The sequence below is a fragment of the Actinoallomurus vinaceus genome, from assembly GCF_039542055.1.
In the GTDB taxonomy this organism is placed as follows: Bacteria; Actinomycetota; Actinomycetes; order Streptosporangiales; family Streptosporangiaceae; genus Actinoallomurus; species Actinoallomurus vinaceus.
The window spans coordinates 130,171-145,604 of the sequence record NZ_BAABHK010000017.1; the positions used below are offsets into that span (position 1 = coordinate 130,171).

The window sequence follows — 15,434 nt, forward strand, 5'->3', positions numbered from 1 at the left end:
TTAGAGGGTGTCCCTGACGGAGGCGTTGCGCGCCGGTGACCCGGAGGTCTTCGCCCTGCTCTACGACGAGCACGGCGCGCTGATGTACGCCTGCTGCCGGCGCATGGTCGGCGACGAGGCCGCCGACGCCGTACGGGACGCCTTCGTCGCCGCCGCCCGTCACCCGGCGGGGCCGCCGTCCGACGACGCGTCGCTCCCCGTGTGGCTGTACGCGCTGGCGCGCGCGGAGTGCGTACGCCGCGGCGCGCCGCCGCACGCGGCCCCGGAAGCGGCGCCGCTGGAGCGCGCGCTGGCCCGGCTGCGCCCGGAGCACCGGGAGGCGCTCGCGCTGACCGCCGTCCTGGAGACCGAGGATCTCGCGCGGATCCTCGGCGTGGCGCGCGACACCGCCGAGCTGCTGGTCCGGTTGGCGCGACGCCGGCTCGAGCAGGCCGTCATCGCCGTGCTTGAGGCCGGTGCCGAGGCCGACGACGAGGTGCTGACGGCGCTGGCGAAGGGCCGCCTTCACACGCTGGTGATCCGGCCGGTCGACCCGCCGGCGTCGCTGCGCGAGCGGGTGCTGGCCGCCTGCGCCGCCACCGAGCGGGCGACCGGCGGCGCGCTGCTGTTCGACGCCGAGGGCCTGCCCGTCCCACTGGACGTCCTGTTCGGCCCGGCCGAGGCGGCCACCGGTCCCCAGCCGAAGGTCGGGCCCGCCGCCCCGCCGGCCCGGCACCACCGCAAGCCCCGTGCCCGGCACGCCGTGCTCACCGAGACGCTCACCCTCGCCGCGTGCGCCGCGGCGGTCATCGGGGCGATCGTGATCTGGCCGGCCGGCACCGACCGGGGAGCCTCCACCGTCGACGACCACACCCGGATCGAGCACCGGGCCACGTCCACGAGCAGTCCCGCGTCCTCGACCGGAGGCACGACCCCGCTGAACGGCGGGTCCTCGCCCGTCGGCGCGACCCCGGCCCCGTCCGCGGCCGGCGCGGCGTCGCCGTCCGGCACGGCCACACCCGCGCGCCCCTCCTCGTCGGCGTCGGCGAGCCGCCCGCCCACGAGCCCGTCCAGCCCCACGACGCCGACTCCAAAGCCGCCGACGTCCGCCCCGGCGACCCCGAGCCCGACGACGTCGCTGCCCTCCCTTCCGCTCCCGAACGTAACGGCCAGCCCCACCCCGGCCCCGAAGAAGAGCGACTCCGGGCAGCCGAAGCACTGAGCCGGCTGAGCGCGGCCCTCCGCCCGGTGCGTCGATACGACGAAACGGGCTGCCGGCCGACGTCGCGGATCGGTCTGGTGTGGTCCGTGCGTTCGCCGCCGACAGTGGTGAGGTCCGCTGGACGATCACGACGGGCCATCGCATCGGCGACGTCCGCGACGACATTCTGGTCGGGAAGGACGACGAGAGCGCCTTCGACGAGGACGCGCAGGCCGTTCTACCGGCCGACGGCATCCTCTACGTCCGCGCCGACGCGGGCGTGGTGGCGCTCCTTTGCAAATGACTTTGCAAGGAGTTGCCGGCGATCTAAGGTGAGGACCATGATCGCCCCCGAAGGATGAGCCTGGAGTTGGACGTGGCCGTCCGGGAGAGGACGTGACGGGGGAGGTCCCGGACGTCGCCGGCGTGTCCGGGAAGCGGACCGTACGGCCGCTGGCCGGGCTGCTCACGGCGATCGCCGTGTCGTTGACCGGCACCCGGGTCTCGGCCATCGCGCTGCCGTGGTTCGTGCTCATCACGACGGGCAGCGCCACGCGGACCGGGTTGGTGGCGTTCTGTGAGATGACGCCCTACGTGCTGGTCAAGGCGTTGACCGGACCGCTGGTGGACCGGGCCGGCCCGCGGGCGGTCTCCTGGACCACCGACCTGGCGAGCGCCGGCGCCGTCGGCGCCATTCCGCTGCTCCACTCCTCGGGCCTGCTCACCTTTCCGGTGCTGCTGGGCTTGGTCGCGTTGATCGGCTCGGCACGTGGCCCGGGCGACCTGGCCAAGGAGGTCATGATCCCGGACGCGGCCGAGCGCAGCCGCGTGCCGACGGAGCGCGCCACGGGCCTGTCCGGAGCGACCGAACGGCTGGCCTCCACCATCGGTCCGGCGGCCGGAGGCGCGCTGGTCGCACTGCTCGGCCCGCTGACCGGCCTCGTCCTCAACACCTGCTGCTTCGCGCTCGGATCAGTGATCACCGCTCTCGTGCTGCCTCGCGGCATGGGCGGCGCGACGGAGAAGGCGGGATCGGCTCAAGCGGAGCCGGGGTACTGGCGGAGTTTCGGCGAGGGCTTCGCCTTCCTTCGCGGAGAGCCGCTCCTGCTCACCATCGTCATCATGGTCGGGATCACCAACCTGCTGGACTCGGCGTTCAACGCGGTGCTCCGGCCAGTGTGGGCCAAGGACTCCGGTAACGGAGCGGCCGCGATCGGCCTGACCAGCAGCGCGCTCGCGGTGACGGCGCTCGCCGGCAGCCTGTGTGCCGCTGCGATCGCCCACCGCATGCGGCGCCGCCTGGTCTTCTTCGCCGGGTTCACGATCGCCGGCGCGCCGCCATTCCTCATCCTCGCCTCGACCGCACCGATGTGGGTGATCGTCCCGGTGTTCGCCATCTCCGGGTTCGGGGCCGGCTTCCTCAACCCGATCATCGGGGCGATCTCCTTCGAGCGGGTGCCGCGTCACCTGCTGGGCCGGGTCAGAGCGCTGGGCGACTCGGTGGCCTGGGCGGGCATCCCGCTGGGCGGGCTGATCGGCGGGGCGGCGGTCGCGTCGTGGGGGCTGGTTCCCGTGCTGCTGGCCGGCGGCGCCGCGTACTTCCTCACGACCAGCCTTGCCGGGCTGCGGCCGGAGTGGCGCGAGATGGACCGTCGCCGCGGCCGGACCGGCAGCGAGAACGCCCTGAGATCAAGCGCCCAGTGAGCTCTGTCAGGTGAGGATCGCGCGGATGACGTGGCGGGCATTGGCGGACATGATCGGGTTGGTGTGGCGGTAGTACGGCAGCTGGCCGACGGCCATGGACAGGGCCCAGCCGCGGCCGCGCGCCCAGGTCACGTCGTCGGCGTCCAGGGCGTCCCGGAACACCTTCCTCCCTGATGGGGGCAGGAGGTTCCACGCGACGATCAGATCGCAGGCGGGGTCGCCGAGACCGGCGGTGGAGAAGTCCAGAACCGCGGTGAGCCTTCCCTCGGCGACGAGCAGGTTGCCGGGCATGAGGTCGGAGTGCAGCCAGCACGGCGCGCCCGTCCAGGGCGGTGCGGCCAGCGACTCCTCCCAGGCCGCGATCGCCGCCTCGGCGTCGAAGGGCTCGTCGGTGTGCCGCAGTTCCTCCATCGCCGCACGCGTCCCCGTGTCGACGGTCGCCAGCGGGACCCCACGATAGGCAACGGGCGCGTCGTCGAGGTCGACCTTCCGCATGGCCGTGACGAACGCCGCCAGGTCGCGCGCCAGGAGTTCGGGTTCGGCGACCCTGCCCTCGACCGGGCCCTCACCTTCGATCCACCGGTGGACCGACCAGGGCAACGGGTATCCCTCGGCGGGTTCGCCCTGGCCCACCACGGCCGGAATGGTGACCGGCAGCACGGGCGCGAGCCTCGGGAGCCACCGCTGCTCCCGCTCCAGCGCCTCCACCCCTCCCGCCGTGAGCGGGAGCCGGGCGGTCAGGCCGGCGCCGATCCGGTAGACGGCGTTGACGGTCCCCCCGGAGGCGAGCCGCTCGACCGGCAGGTCCGCCCACTGCGGGAACTGCCCGCGGATCAGCCGCTGGACGAGCTCCGCGTCGGTCTCCACCTCGTCGGCGTGCATCTTGACCATCCGCCGATGAGATCGTCGCGACGCCCCACCGGTCAATCGGTTTTCCACCCCGGGAGAACCGGTCGGCGCCTCGTACGGTCGGCCGGGCTCGTGGAGAATCCTCGATCTGTCGCGTAATCCGGTGACGCCTTCTTCGACTTCTTGGCGTTCGTGTCCCGAGAAGAAAGGAGGTGGCGTGGACGAGCAAGAGGCCCGATTCACCCGCCTCTACGAGACGTACTACCGCAACGTCTTCGGCTACGTCGTGCTGCGGGTCGCGCCCCAGGCCGCCGAGGACATCACCAACGAGGTGTTCACGATCGCGTGGCGGAAGGTCGATGAGATCCCCGAGCGGGCGCTGCCGTGGCTGCTGGCCGTGGCCAGGAACCTCGCCCGTCAGTCCCACGGAGCCGCCGGTCAGGCGCGGCGCCTGGTCGACCGGCTGGCCAGCCTGACCACCGACGCCGACCTGCACGCCTGGGACGCCGCCGACCACGTCATAGCCCGCGATCAGGCGCTGGCGGCCCTGCGCACCCTGTCCCCCAAGGAGGCGGAGGCGGTCGCCCTGACCGCCTGGCACGGGCTCGAGCCCGCCGACGCGGCCCGGGTCGTCGGCTGCTCCCGCACCGCCTTCACCGTCCGGCTGCACCGCGGACGCCGCCGGCTGGCCAGGGCACTCGGCGCATTCCACGAGCCCGGCGCGGAAACGCCCGAACGCGCCCCGCGCCCCCGAGTGATTTCGGAGAAGCAGTGAAGCAGAACGAGCTCGACAGCGTGATCAACGCCCTGAAGCCCGCGATGGTGGACGAACTCGCCGACGCGGCCTACGAACGACGCCCCGAGACGAGGATGGTCCGGGCACGCGCCGGAAAGGCCACCGTGAGCCGGGGCCTCGTCCCGGGACGGCGGCCGGTCCGGCGGCTGGCCTTCGCGACCGGCGCGACCGCGGTGGTGGCGGCCACGGCGGTGCTGGCCGCAGGGGTGCTGTCCGGAGGTCGCGATGGCGGTACGGCGGGGAACGGCAACACCGGACCGAAGGGGGCGCTCGACACCCGCGCGTTCCTGCTGGCCAGCGCGGAGACGGTCGCCAAGCAGCCCGCCACCCATGGGACCTGCTGGTACACCCGGACGCGCATGTGGCAGGACCTGATGCCCTACAAGCCCGGCCCGCACGCCCCGATCCCCAAGGGCAAGCGTCAGACGTTCCAGGCCCAGACCGCGAGCAGCACCGAGGACTGGGCGTGCACCCTGTCGAGCGGCACCGGCATGCGGTTTCGTACGCACCTGCCACTCGACGTCAAGCTCACCTTCCCCACCAAGAAGGACGAGGCGGCCTGGCGGGCTGCGGGCTCACCGCCACTGATGGTCAACGGTGGCACGACGGCGTCCAAGCCGTTCACGACGACGTACGACAAGGGCTCGCATCTGGTGAACCCCGACATCGGCTCCCACGAGATCGAGTGGAAGACCATGGCGGACCTGCCGGCGACCAAGAGCGGCCTGGAGAGCTACCTGCGGAAGCTGTGGCAGGAGGACCGCAAGGGCGGCGCGAACGGCTACGGAGCCCCCGCCGACTTCGGTCTGTACGTCTTCGAAAACGCCGGAGACCTGTTCAGGGCACCGACCACCCCCGGCACCCGGGCGGCGCTCTACCGGATCCTCGCGGAGTACCCGTCCGTCCGCGTCACCGGACGAATCAAGGACCGGGAGGGCAGGTCCGGCGTGACGATCACCGCCGAAACCCCTGACGGCGTGATCGGGCGGCTGGTGGTCGACCCGGTGACCGCCCAGCTCCTCGACGTCGAGCAGCGGCCCGGCAACCGCCCCGGCACACCGGGGGAGCACGGCGCCAGCACCTACGTCGCCTTCGAAGGCCAGGGCTGGGTGAACAAGATCGGCGCCGTCCCCACCTCCTGAAACCCCAACCCCACGAACCGTTGAAAGGTCCTTACATGCCGAAGAAGACAAGGTCCATTCAAAGCGCCGCTGTGGCCGTCACGCTCGCAGCCGCGGCGGCGGCCGCAGTGGCGACGTCCACGGCGGCCCCCACCAAAGCGGCACCCGCGGCGCAGACGGCGGGGTCCCCGAACTGGCAGTCGTTCGATGTGCCCGTTCAGGGACAGGTCAGCCTGCTCAGCGTGACTGCCACCGGACGCGACGACGCGTGGGCCGGCGGGCTCCTCCTCAAACCGAAGAACCCTCCAAAGCCCCCCGAGAACCCCGCCTACCGACGGCTCGCCAAGGACCCCTCACTCGGCTTTCAACAGCTCGCCAAGGCCGCGGCCGCGTCCGACGACGACACCTGCACCTTCGCGAAGGGAATGTTCACCTCCGTCATGCTGCACTGGGACGGGCACAGCTGGCAGCAGGTGCCCGTCCCCCCGTCCGCCCGCGTCAACGCCCTCAGCGCCTCCAGCCCGAACGACGCCTGGGCCTCCACCGACTGCGGACTGCTGCACTGGAACGGCCAAAGCTGGACGTCCGTTCCCATCGCCCCGGTCAACGCCGAGCAGGTGGGTACCGAGGCCATCAAGGCGGTCAGCCCCACTGAGGCATGGCTCAGCGTTTGGGCGCTCGACAAGACCACGCGCTCGGTCATCCAGCGGTGGGACGGCCAGAAGTGGCGGAAAGTCCCCCTGCCCCGACTCGGCGACAACTTCCACCTGGGGAACATCGACGCGCTGGGACCACGCGATGTGTGGGCCGCGGGAACGCAGAACACGGACGACGATGTTCATCCCGACCCTCTGCTGATCATGCACTGGAACGGCCGTTCGTGGAAACGGTTCCCCGCACCGGACACTGGCGAATGGACGAAGGTGCTCATGCGGGTGCGGATGGTGGCCAAGAACGACGTGTGGGTCGCGGGCTGGGGCAAACGCGCCCCCGGCATCGAGGAGATCCGCCGTCCGATGCTGCTGCACTGGAACGGCCACAAATGGACCAGCGAGAAGGTGCCGGACGAGCGCGGCGAACTGTTCGACATGGCGGTCAGCGGCGGACAGGCCCTGGCCGTCGGCGACACCCTCACGCCGAACTACGACTACACGATGTACGCGCTGCGCCGGACCTCTGACGGCTGGCAGCACGCGCCAGTCCCGGTCGAGGGAGAGGCGACCCTCTTCGGGCTGGCACCGATTCCCGGCGGCGGCATGTGGAGCGTCGGCACGGCCAGTGATTATCAGCCCGTGATCGCCCGCCGGCAGTAGCCGCTCCTCCGGGCACTCCGGCCACCGCCGGGGTGCCCAGAGAACCGCGGTGCGGACGAGTAGCCGATCAGAATGTGCGGACGGGGGCGGTCAGGCCTCGCTGAGGGCGGGGGCGAGCTCCGTACGCGGTGCGGTTCCGCCGGGGCCGACGCGGGTGCGCTCGCGGTGGACGAAGAGCAGTCCGACTCCCGCGCCGACGAGCAGGGCGACGACGTGGCCGACGGCCGCGACGTCGAGCCGGTCCAGTTTGTTGAACAGATGCGGTGCCAGGAACGCCAGGCCGACGGCGGCGCCGATGCGCCACCAGCGGCTCGGGACGCGGTCGAACAGCCAGTGGCCGTGCCGGGCGGTGCGCACGAGGGGCTCGGCGCCGTACAGGATGGTCGCGACGAGGGCGGAGGCGATCACGTAGGACGGGCCGACATCGTCGAGGTAGCGCATCGAGGGGTGTGCGGCGCCCGTCGAGATCCGCCAGGCGAGCAGTCCCTCGCTGAGCAGCGTGCCGATCACCTGGGCGGCGCCGACGAGGACGAGCGTCCGTACGTTGCCGAACCGGTGCGCCACCGGGAACAGGCCGACGATGGCGAAGGCCACCCACATCCACGGCGCGGCCTCGGCCACGAAGGCCGAGGCGATCATCGTGCCGAGGGGGTCGCTCCTCAGGTTCACCAGGTTGGTGGCCGTCGCCCCGACGACCAGCCGCTGCTGCGCCGGGCCCAGGCCGTACGCGTAGACACCGGAGACGCCGCAGAACGCCACGATGAACAGCGTGGGGAGGGGGTAACGCCTGAGGATCGAGTGCACGCCGCACAGACTAGGGGTTGTTTCTGAGAGATTGATGACAACCAGATGATCGTCAGACGCGTCTTACCGTGCGGACAGCCGCGCCTGACGATCTCGTCTGCCGACGGACCGCCGGCCTCCCGGTGCCTTACCCGCGGGGCAGGCGAGCCTGCCGGAACCGCCGGACGCGGTGGGAGACCCGCCCGACCGCGGTCGTGACCACGACGGAGCGGAACCTCTTCGGCACCTCCGCCACCCAGAACGCCCCGGCGATCGTCACGGCGGGGGCCTTCAGCACGGACCTTCCGGCGTGGAACTCCACGAGCACCTCGCCGCCGGGCGGCAGCTCCCCCCAGGCGATGGACCAGCCCCTGCCGCTCACCGCGCCGCGGATCAGCGCGGTGTCGACGCCGCGGGCCACGGCCACGTCGATGAGCCCGTCGCCGGTGTGCACCTCGAGGGCGGGACGCCGGCGGCTGCCGCGCCCGACGCGCAGCTCCCAGCCACTGGCGGGCAACGGTGTCGCGGGGAACGGCATCGCGTGGGACATGGTCGACCTCCATTCGGGGCCCGGGTACGGGCGGTGACGGCCGCCCGTACCCGGGTGGAACTCAGATGGCGACGCCGCCTTCGACCGGCGACTCGCCGCGTCGTACGAGGAGGGCGGCGAGCGCGGCCACGAGCGCGACGCCCGCGGCGACCGTCATGGAGGTCTGGAAACCGTCCATGAAGGCGAGGTGGCTGCCGGTGGTGATGGCCTTGGCGACCGGTCCGGGCGCGCCCGCCGGGACCGGCGCGACGCCCTGGGCGATGTAGTCCTTGGCGGCGGTGAGCTGGTGGGCCGCCGGTGCGGGCAGCCCCGCTCCGGTCAGCCGGTCGATGAGGACGCTCCCGACGCGGCTGGACAGGATCGTGCCGAGGACCGACGTGCCGAGCACGCCGCCGACCTGGAACGCGGTCTGCTGCAGGCCGCCCGCGACCCCGGCCAGGTGGACGGGGGCGTTCGCGACGATCGCCTCGGTGCCGGCGGTGAGGATGAACCCGAACGCCAGGCCCATGAGCACGAACCACGGCCAGATCTGGTTGTACGAGGCGTCGACCCCGATCCGGGACAGGCCGAACAGGGCACCGGCGGTGAAGACCATGCCGAGGCCGAGCGGCACGCGGGGCCCGAAGCGCTGGGTCAGCGCCCCGCCCAGCGGCGAGGACACGATGAAGATCGCGGTCATCGGCAGCATCCGGACGCCCGCCTGCACCGGGGTCATCCCGTGGACCTGCTGCAGGTACAGCGTGATGAAGAAGATCGTCCCGAAGAGGGCGAAGGCGCCGAGGACGATGAGGCCGGTCGCGGCCGACAGCGACGCCGAGCGGAACAGGCCCATCGGCAGGATCGGGTGCGGGGTCCGCAGTTCCCAGATCACGAAGCCGACGATCAGGACGGCGAACGCGGCGAACGACAGCAGCGGCACCTGGTCGCCGAAGCCGTACGTCCCGGCCTTGATCAGGCCCCAGACCAGGGCGAACAGCGCGCCCGACAGCAGGGCGACCCCGGCGAAGTCGAACGAGCCGACCGCCTCCTCGTCGCGGGACTCACGGATCACCCACAGACCGACCAGCAGGGCCACCAGGCCGAGCGGGGCGTTGAGGAAGAAGACCGACTCCCAGTTGACGTGCTGGACGAGCAGGCCGCCGACGATCGGGCCACCGGCGATGGAGATGCCGACGGTGGCGCCCCAGATTCCGATCGCCGCGTTGAGCCGCTCGGCCGGGAAGGTGTTGCGGAGGATCGCCAGGCTGGCGGGCTGCAGCAGCGCGCCGGCGAAGCCCTGGACGACACGCCAGAGGATCACCATGCCGATGCCGCCGGACACCCCGACCAGCACGGACGCCACCGCGAAGCCGATCACTCCGGCGAGGAAGGTGCGCTTGCGCCCGAACCGGTCGGCGATCTTGCCGGCCGGGATCAGGGTGACGGCGAGCGCGAGCAGGTAGCCGTTGGTGACCCACTGCAGACCGGTCAGGTCGGCGTGCAGGTCCTTGGCGATGGCCGGGTTGGCGATCGACACGACCGTCGCGTCGAGGCCGACCATCATCACGCCGAGCGCGACAGCGAGCAGCGTCAACCAGGGATGGCCATGCCCGGGACGGGCCGGCCTTTCGCGCGCCCCCGGACGGGACGCGAGTGTCGCTTGGGACATGAACTTGCCTCCGAGAGTTCGCGTGGATCTCAAACTGTCATGCTGTGACACTTGTCGTCAAGCGACGAACGTCCCGCTATGACGACTGTCACAAGATGAACGAACTATTGGCCGGAGCGTCCAAGGTCGGTTACCATCCGGGCATGGAGGCGACGACTGCTGTTCAGGCCTGCACACCGACGGCCGGTCGGCGTGAGCGCAAGAAGCAGCGCACCCGCGAGGCTCTCGTGGACAGTGCGTTCCAGCTTTTCGCCGAGAAGGGCTTCGAGGCGACGACCGTCGAGGAGATCGCCGACGCGGTCGACGTGTCCTCCCGGACGTTCTTCCGTTACTTCGCTTCCAAGGAGGACGTCCTCCACACGTTCCAGGAGGAGCAGTTCGCCGCGATGCAGGAGGCGTTCACCGCCCGTCCGGCAGACGAGCCGGTGATCACCGCGATCCGCCACGCCGCGGTCGACGTCATCCGCGCCTGTGAGGACGGCGCGTTCGGCTTCGACCCCGAGCGGTTCGGCTGCATCAAGCAGCTGATGGAGTCCAGCCCGACCGTGTTCGGCAGCAGCCTCGAGCACGGCCAGAAGAAGCACGCGGAGATGACCCGCCTCGTCGCCGAGCGCATGGGCGTCGACCCCACCACCGACCTGCGCCCGCACGTGGTCGCGACCGCGGTCAACTCCGTGTTCCACACGGCGTTCGAGCTGCTCAGCTCCGGCACGGTGAAGGCCGATCGGTTCTCCGAGGTGCTGTCGGAGCTCCTCGCCCTCGCGGAGGAGGGCATCAACTATCCCGCCGCGGTCCCCGCCGACCGATAACGGACACCGGGGCGGCCGGCGGGGTGGTGAAGGAGCTGAACGCCGAGGTCGTCCGCCATGGGATGCTCAGCCGCCGGGTGGACTCCAGCCGTTATCGGGGTGTGGCCCGGCCGGACAAGACCGTGCGGTGGGCGGAAGACAAGCTGGAACAGGTCGAACGGCTGCGCGGGCGGCCCCCGGAGGCCTGGCCCACGCCGACCGCACTGCCTGAGTCACTGGGTGAACTCGCCGAGTTGCTGACGACGCTGGGATGGGATGACCTCGCCGCACTGGCGAATCGGGAGAGACTAACGGTCTATCGGGAGCTGGACGCCGCTCGATCGGGTGTCTTCTCCGACGAGGTCCGCCGTACCTTGGCCGCGCTGTTCAGCAACCTCATCGACCTCAAGCACCACGAAGAGGCGCTCGAAGTCGTCGACGAGCAGTTGCGGCTGTCGAGCACCGACCGATCCACGGAGGAGGCCGAATATTGGCGGATGGTGCAATGGCGGTTGCTGATCCTTGCCAGGCTCGGCCGCCGCGAGGAGGCGGTGGAGTACGCGGCCGTGGCGGTGAACGAGGTCCGTGGGCGGCTCGGGCACCGTGGAGACGCTTCGGCGGACCTTGAGCTCAGCCACGTGCTGGCGACCTATGCGGATCAGCTCGACGGCGTCGGCCGCGTCGCCGAGGCGGCCGACGTGACCGCCGAGGTCGTGGCCTTCCGACGCGAGCGTCCCGACTCGACATTCAACTTCGCCACGATGGTCGACCTGCTCAGCGAGCGGCTGGTCCGGAGCGAGCGGGCCGAAGAGGCGGGCGTGCGCATCACCGAGGCGATGCGAGAGATCCGGCGCCGTGAAGGTCCCAATGTCTTTCGGGGGGTCCCCGAGCTGGCGGCCACCTGGCACGCTTTCAGCGCCCGCCTGCTCTCACTGGGCCTGCCGGACGAAGCCCTGACCGCCGGCGAGGAGGTGGTGAACCTCTACCGCAGGAACGTGTTTCGGCAACGAGTAGGACACCGGCAACTGGAGGCCGCGGACCACTGGGACGACGACCCGCGCTACGACGAGCGGGTTCTGTTGCAGGAGCGGCAGCGAGAACTGGAATCGTCGCTGGAGGCCGTCCACCGGGCCGAACGGAAGCTGCACGACGCGTTGCTCACCCTGAGCGCCTGCCTACGCCGGCTCGACCGCGTCGACGAGGCGACGGCAGCGGACGCCGAGGCCGCAAGGATCTCCATGGCGAACGAGTAGGAGCAACGGCTTCTATACGGGCCTGCGGAGTTCCCCTGCGGAGCCGTCACGTACGCGCCGGTCGAGCAGCGCGAGGAGCACGCACATGATGACTCCGGCGACGGCAAGGGCGACGCCGTCGGCGATGGTGTGCGTGTCGGCGACGAGGCCGAAGAGCGTGTGGGCGACCAGTGCGCCGGTCACCGCGGCGAGCAGGTGACGTCGTGTCCATGCGGTCGCGGCGCTCCATCGTCGCAGCGTCGCCCCTGCCGCGACGGCCACGGCGGCGGCCAGGACCATGGGCACCAGCGTCCAGTCGCCGTGCGTGAACGCGGACCGGTGGGCGCCGCCGAACGGGTACAGCAGCCCCATGAAGAGCAGCGTCGCGATGCCGCAGGCCGTCGCCACCACGGCCGGCGACGGCACCGGCGTGCCGGTCGGCGAACGACGCGAGCGCCCGGCCTTCGGCAGCAGCCACAGTGCCGTCGTCGACAGCACGGCGATGACCGCGAGGAAGCCGAGGAGCGCCGCGGCGGGCACGACGTAGCCGGGATCCTCCTGCGGCGGCACCGACGCCCGGAGCAGGAGCACTCCCAGCAGCGCCACGCTCGCAGTCCCGATCAGGCCGCGGCGGCGCAGGTACGGCCCGCGCGCGAGGTCGGGAAAGACCAGGTCGGCCAGGACGATCGGGATCGTGACGCTGAACACGACGTGATACGTCAGGTTGAGTTCGGCGTACGCGGTATTGATCCCGAGCACGCGCGGGGCCCACCGCGCGACGTGATAGAGATGCGGGCTGGTCAGGCCCTGCAGCGCGATGCCCTCTTCGACCAGTCCGTAGACGACCCCCATGAGGAGCATGGAGCCCGGACCGCCACCGGTTCTGCGGATCAGCTCACGGATCAGCAGCACGCCGAAGCCGTAGATCGGGATGTACAGCAGGATCAGCCACACCATCCTGATCGGCGTGGTCCCCAGGGTGAACTCCGCGACGAGCGGAGTGATGACCACGAGGCTCAGCGCCGCTCGGCGGCCTCTTGGCGGGCGGCCGTTCCGCGACCGTTCCGATGCGGGCTTCCGGGTGTCGCCCGGGGATGGCGGCCTGCTCCCTGACAGGTCCGTCATCCGGCTGCCGCCGTCTCGTCCTTGACGGCGATTCCTGGTGATACGCGTGCCCTTCATCATCTCTCCCGCCGGTACGTCGATGGCTGTTGGCAGGGACGCTAGGGCGGAGAGGGGCCACGGGAGTACGGCCGAAGGTTGATGCCGTTGGCCAGGGGTTGCGGATCGCCTGGTGGACGCTCACTCGCCGTCCAGGCCGACCAGTCCGGCCTGCTGGGCGAGGAGACCGACCTTGGCGCGGTTGGGGACCTGCAACTTGTCGAGCAGGCGGGAGATGTAGCTCTTCACGGTGGCCTCGGAGAGGAAGAGCCTGGCCGCGATCTCACCGTTGCTCAGCCCGAGCCCCAGGCAGCCGGCGATGTCACGCTCGCGCTCGGTGAGGCCGGCGATCCGTGCCATCGCCTCCCGCTGTGCGGCGTCGGCCGTCTCGGCCCGCGCGATGAGCCGCTGCATCGCCACCGGCGACAGCACGCCGTTCCCATCGGCCGCGACGCGGATGAGGCGGAGCAGATCCTCAGGCGGAGTCGATTTGACGAGGAACCCCTGGGCACCCACCTGCAGCGCCCGTACGACGTTGACGTCCGAATCGAAGGTGGTGAGCGCTATCACCGCGGGCGGATTCGGATGGCGGGCGATCTGCTCGGTGGCCGTGATGCCGTCGACCGTCGGCATCCGGAGGTCCATCAGGACGACGTCCGGGGACAGCCTCAATGCCATCTCGACGGCCTCCGCGCCGTCCTCGGCGGCGCCCACCACCTGGATCTCCGCGTCGGTCTCCAGGATGGTCGTCAGGTGCCGGCGCACCATCGGGTCGTCATCGACGATGAGCACCTCGATCACGCGTCACCTCCCGGCCGTGCCGGGGCGCCGAAGTCGGGCAGTGAGGCCGTCACCTGCCAACCGCCCGACACCGACTCCCCGGCGGAGAACTCTCCCCCGATGAGCTCGACTCGACGTCGCAGGCCGACCAGCCCGAGCCCGGATCCGCTGCCGGCCAGAGCCGGATTCCCATGCCGGTCATCGCCCCCCGAATCCCGTACGGACACGGTCGTGGCCTGTCCCCCATAGTCGATCCTCACGTGCACCGATGCGCCCGGAGCGTGTTTGCGCGCGTTCGACAGGGACTCCTGAACGACGCGTACGGCGGTGCGCGCGATCGCCGTCGTCATCGGCCGCCGGGCACCGCGCAGTTCGAGCGTCACCGTTCCACCGGACTCTCGCGCGACCCGGACCAGGTCACCGATCTCCTCCACCGGGTCCGACGTCTCGGTTCGCCGGGGTGCGGGTTCGGGGTTCCGCCGCCCGTCCCCGTGCAGAACCCCGATCAGCTCACGGAGCTCACCCAGCGCCTTCTCCCCCGCCGCGCGGATCTGCTCCGCGGCCGTCCGTACGGGCGTGCTCTCGCTGGTCAGTTTCAGCGCTCCCGCGTGCAGGACCATCTCGGTCACGTGATGCGTCACGACGTCGTGCATCTCCGTGGCGAGCCGCCGGCGTTCGGCGGCGACGGCCTGCTCGGCGAGCAGGTGCTGCTCACGCTCGACCGCGGCCACCCTCGCCCGCAGCGAGGCGAGCAGCTGTACCCGTGCCCGGACGGAGTAGGCCAGCGCCGCCGGAACCAGCGTCGCCGCGATCCCCGTCGGGGTGGCCAGCGCGCTCGGCTGCCACGGATGGGCTCCGAGCAGGGCGAACGCGACCGTGAACGACAGCGCCTCCCGGACCGGCCGCACCGTCACGATCACCCAGATGATCACGATGGCGCAGGTCGGGACGACGATCCTCGTCAGGGGATGGACCGGCGTCAGCGTCCCGGGCGCGACGAGTTCTCCGATCGCCCGAGCGACGGACACCGCCAGGGCGATCGCGGCCACGGTGCGCGGAGACCGGATCAGCCAGAGAAGAGCGATGTCGGCGACGAGACTGAGGGCCAGGCCCGCGGCCGGGCCGAAGGCCCCATCGGTGCGCTGGCCGAGCACGTACAGCAGCACGTCGAAGGCCGAGAACGCCAGCGCGGACGTGACCGCCACGATATGCGCGGTCCGGGCCGTGAACCCGCTCGCCGCGTCCATGCCCCCATCACACACCATGACAAGATCCAAGCGCCGCGTCTGGGCGACCGCGACCCCCGATCGTTGCCATCGGGTCGCCGGAAGTTGTGGCTCGCGGAGGACGGCATCAACCACCCCGCCGGCCGGTAGCGGGCGTCTCGACGGCCGGCAGCCGACAAGGGGCTGCGGGGCCGGATCGGCGGCGGGCGTCGGCAGCCGCCCTGGAGGCCGCAGACCTCAAAACAGGTTTACGGCTGGCCATTTGGCCCTCTGATGATCCAAAATCCCCGTTTAGGACGACTG

15 protein-coding genes are annotated in these 15,434 nt (G+C 71.1%); 8 read left to right on the plus strand and 7 right to left on the minus strand.

Annotation, left to right across the window (positions count from 1 at the left end):
- Positions 1–7 precede the first annotated feature (7 nt).
- The 3 genes from ABEA24_RS42370 (at position 8) to ABEA24_RS42380 (ending at position 2,884) form a co-directional block, all read left to right on the plus strand.
- Complete coding sequence (locus ABEA24_RS42370) at positions 8–1,201, plus strand: RNA polymerase sigma factor (RefSeq protein WP_345439339.1); 1,194 nt, start codon at positions 8–10, stop codon at positions 1,199–1,201.
- A 79-nt stretch (positions 1,202–1,280) separates the two neighbouring features.
- Entirely contained in the window at positions 1,281–1,484 is a 204-nt protein-coding gene (locus ABEA24_RS42375; protein ID WP_345439341.1) for a hypothetical protein, read from the plus strand.
- A gap of 92 nt (positions 1,485–1,576) precedes the next feature.
- On the plus strand, positions 1,577–2,884 hold the full coding sequence (locus tag ABEA24_RS42380) for an MFS transporter (RefSeq protein WP_345439343.1): 1,308 nt from the start codon (positions 1,577–1,579) through the stop codon (positions 2,882–2,884).
- 6 nt (positions 2,885–2,890) lie between these two features.
- Here ABEA24_RS42380 and ABEA24_RS42385 read toward each other — a convergent pair whose 3' ends face one another.
- Entirely contained in the window at positions 2,891–3,775 is an 885-nt protein-coding gene (locus ABEA24_RS42385; RefSeq protein ID WP_345439345.1) for an aminoglycoside phosphotransferase family protein, read from the minus strand.
- A gap of 175 nt (positions 3,776–3,950) precedes the next feature.
- Here ABEA24_RS42385 and ABEA24_RS42390 point away from each other — a divergent pair, with 175 nt between their 5' ends.
- Genes ABEA24_RS42390 through ABEA24_RS42400 form a run of 3 tightly spaced genes read left to right on the plus strand, consistent with a single transcriptional unit; the run spans position 3,951 to position 6,963 of the window.
- On the plus strand, positions 3,951–4,508 hold the full coding sequence (locus ABEA24_RS42390; RefSeq protein WP_345439347.1) for an RNA polymerase sigma factor: 558 nt from the start codon (positions 3,951–3,953) through the stop codon (positions 4,506–4,508).
- Entirely contained in the window at positions 4,505–5,671 is a 1,167-nt protein-coding gene (locus ABEA24_RS42395) for a CU044_5270 family protein (protein ID WP_345439349.1), read from the plus strand. Before ABEA24_RS42390 ends, ABEA24_RS42395 begins: the two co-directional genes overlap by 4 nt.
- 35 nt (positions 5,672–5,706) lie before the next feature.
- On the plus strand, positions 5,707–6,963 hold the full coding sequence (locus ABEA24_RS42400) for a WD40/YVTN/BNR-like repeat-containing protein (protein ID WP_345439351.1): 1,257 nt from the start codon (positions 5,707–5,709) through the stop codon (positions 6,961–6,963).
- A 90-nt stretch (positions 6,964–7,053) separates the two neighbouring features.
- On the opposite strand, the gene ABEA24_RS42405 is transcribed toward ABEA24_RS42400, so the two are convergent.
- The 3 genes from ABEA24_RS42405 to ABEA24_RS42415 form a co-directional block, all read right to left on the minus strand.
- Positions 7,054–7,767, minus strand: coding sequence for a rhomboid-like protein (locus tag ABEA24_RS42405; protein WP_345439353.1), 714 nt, complete (start codon positions 7,765–7,767; stop codon positions 7,054–7,056).
- Between the two features lie 127 nt (positions 7,768–7,894).
- On the minus strand, positions 7,895–8,296 hold the full coding sequence (locus ABEA24_RS42410; protein WP_345439355.1) for a hypothetical protein: 402 nt from the start codon (positions 8,294–8,296) through the stop codon (positions 7,895–7,897).
- 61 nt (positions 8,297–8,357) lie between these two features.
- The gene (locus ABEA24_RS42415) at positions 8,358–9,944 is read right to left on the minus strand and encodes an MFS transporter (RefSeq protein ID WP_425551303.1); all 1,587 of its coding nucleotides are present in this window, start codon (positions 9,942–9,944) and stop codon (positions 8,358–8,360) included.
- Positions 9,945–10,039: 95 nt separating this feature from the next.
- Between ABEA24_RS42415 and ABEA24_RS42420 the strand changes: the two genes are divergently transcribed.
- The gene (locus tag ABEA24_RS42420) at positions 10,040–10,753 is read left to right on the plus strand and encodes a TetR family transcriptional regulator (protein ID WP_345439359.1); all 714 of its coding nucleotides are present in this window, start codon (positions 10,040–10,042) and stop codon (positions 10,751–10,753) included.
- Positions 10,754–10,779: 26 nt separating this feature from the next.
- Positions 10,780–11,985 (plus strand): hypothetical protein, encoded by a 1,206-nt coding sequence (locus ABEA24_RS42425; protein ID WP_345439361.1) that lies wholly within the window; start codon positions 10,780–10,782, stop codon positions 11,983–11,985.
- Positions 11,986–11,997: 12 nt separating this feature from the next.
- On the opposite strand, the gene ABEA24_RS42430 is transcribed toward ABEA24_RS42425, so the two are convergent.
- From ABEA24_RS42430 to ABEA24_RS42440, 3 genes are all read right to left on the minus strand, one after another.
- Positions 11,998–12,975 (minus strand): hypothetical protein, encoded by a 978-nt coding sequence (locus tag ABEA24_RS42430; protein ID WP_345439363.1) that lies wholly within the window; start codon positions 12,973–12,975, stop codon positions 11,998–12,000.
- A 291-nt stretch (positions 12,976–13,266) separates the two neighbouring features.
- Positions 13,267–13,926: a response regulator gene (locus ABEA24_RS42435; protein WP_345439365.1), complete on the minus strand. Its 660-nt coding sequence runs from the start codon at positions 13,924–13,926 to the stop codon at positions 13,267–13,269.
- A complete protein-coding gene (locus tag ABEA24_RS42440) occupies positions 13,923–15,152 on the minus strand; it encodes a sensor histidine kinase (protein ID WP_345439367.1) in 1,230 nt (409 codons plus the stop codon). The genes ABEA24_RS42435 and ABEA24_RS42440 overlap by 4 nt, the downstream gene beginning before the upstream one ends.
- Positions 15,153–15,434: the final 282 nt, after the last annotated feature.